At 58.3% G+C, this 2,388-nt stretch carries 1 protein-coding gene; it reads left to right on the forward strand.

What is annotated here, in order from left to right; all coding sequences use genetic code 11:
* Positions 1-2,388 (forward strand): type VI secretion system Vgr family protein (locus DFR44_RS11240; RefSeq protein WP_133621657.1); only part of this gene is annotated, 2,388 nt, incomplete at both ends.

A 2,388-nucleotide genomic window follows, 5' to 3' on the forward strand; every position in this document is an offset into this window, starting at 1 on the left:
CCGCACCATCACCCTCACAGGCCCGAAGCTCCCGGTCACTGCGATGGGCACGCACCTCATTCTATTCCGTGAGCTCGAAGGCAGCGACGGCATCAACGAGCAGTTTGACTACACTGTCACCTGCTACGCCCGCGACGAATACGGTCGTGGCATTATAGAGCACTACATCAGCGCCGCCCAAGTCGCCAATGGCGAAAGCCTCGCCGTCGGCAGCCAATGGGACGTCGAAAGCCTCATCGGCAGCCCCGTCACCTTAACGATCGAACAAGACGGTAAAATCCAATTTGCCAACCTATCCAACTTCGGCATCGACATCGAACGACACGCAGGCGGCATCCTCCCCGCCGCCCTCGGCGCAGGCACACGGCACATCAACGCCATCGTCACCGAAGCCCGCTACATAGGCACACACGGCCGCTTCGCCCAATACCAACTGCGCCTACGCCCCTGGCTCACCCTGCTCACCAAAAACCGTCAATATCGGGTCTACCAACAACAAACCGCCCCACAAATCATCGACACCATCCTCAAGCAATACCCGTTCCCTGTAGAAACCCGACTATCCGCCAGCTACCCCACACTCGACATGCAACTACAATTTGGCCAATCGGATGCCGAATATGCTCAAATGGTCATGCAAGAATGGGGCATCAACTACTGGTTCGAACACACAGACGGCAAGCACACCCTCATCCTCAGCGACGGGCTACACGGCATCAAACCCATGGACTCCGTCGCCTACCAAGACCTCTACGTCTACCCACCTGAACTCAAACTACAAGAAGAAAGCATCAGCCACTTCACCGACGGACACGCCCTCATTGCCAGCCGCTACACCAGCCTAGACTACCAATTCAAACACAACCGCGTCACCCAAACCGCACACGCCCAACAACCCCAACGCACCGCCTTCAACCACATCGAAGTCGCCCAATGGAGTCAAGGTCACGCCCTCACCGCACAAAGCACCCAAAAAGACACAGGCGAAGGCGACACCAAAGCCCAACTCTACATGCAAGCCCTGCGCCAACACGGCCGCAGAGCCCAAGGCCAAGGCAACATCCGCGGCCTACAAGTCGGTCACACCTTCAAACTACACAACCACCCCCGCAGCAAAAGCAACATCGGCTGGATCGTCCTACACACCCACTACCACATCAGCGAAACCCTACAAGCCACCAGCGCACAAGCCGAATTCAGCATCAACGTCCGCTTCACCGCCCAACCCGACAGCGAACAAGTGCGCCCCGAGCGCACCATCGCCAAACCCACCGCCCACACCCAAACCGCCACCGTCGTCGGCCCCGCCGACCAAGAAATCTGGGTCGACACCTACGGCCGCATCAAAATCAAATTCCACTGGGACCGCTACGGCACCGCAGACGAAAACGCCTCCTGCTGGATTCGCGTCAGCTCACCCTGGGCCGGGATGAACTACGGCGGCATCCACCACCCACGCATCGGCCAAGAAGTCACCATCGACTTCATCAGCTTCGACGCCGACATGCCCTACGTCTCAGGACGTGTCACCAACCCCGACCACATGCCCCCCTGGGACGCCCCCACACAAAGCGCCCTCAGCGGATTCAAATCCAAAGAGATAGGCGCCACGCGCAACAACTTCCTCATCATGGACGACACCAAAGATGAAATCCAAACCCAGTTCGGCTCCGAACACATGTGGAGCCAACTCAACCTAGGCTACATCACCCACATCCCCGACCCATCGGGTCGCAAACAATACCGAGGTCAAGGCTTCGAACTCAAAACCGACGCCTGGGGCGCCCTCAGAGCCGCCAAAGGCATGATGCTCAACACCCACACCCGCGCCAACGGCACAGGGCACATCAAAGACCTCAGCGACATCATCGGCCAACTCAAAAGCGCCCACGCCCAACACAAAACCCACGCCGAACTCGCCATCGACCACAAAGCCGACGAGCGCAGCATCGACCAAACCGCGCACACCGCACTCCAAACCCAGAACGAACACATCAAAGGCAAAGCCTCCGACGACGACAAACACCCCGAACTCACCGCAGCCCACCTCATCATCGGCAGCCCCGCGGGCGTACAACTCACCACACCGCACAGCAGCCACATCGCCACGGGACACCACATCGCCATCACCAGCAAAGCCGACACCAGCATCAGTGCCAAACGCATCACAGGCAGCGTCGGCAAAGGCATCAGCCTATTCACGCAAAGCATCGGACACAAATGGTTCGCCGCCAAAGGCAAAGTCGAGATTCAAGCGCACACCGACCGACTCGACATGATTGCCGAACAAGTGTTTAAAATCATCTCCACCAAAGGCAGCATCGAACTCGCCGCCGCAGAAGAAATCCTCGCCACGGCAGGGGGCTCATACATCAAAATCAACAAGAG

Origin of the sequence: Hydromonas duriensis (genome assembly GCF_004363775.1) — a bacterium.
Classification (GTDB): domain Bacteria; phylum Pseudomonadota; class Gammaproteobacteria; order Burkholderiales; family Burkholderiaceae; genus Hydromonas; species Hydromonas duriensis.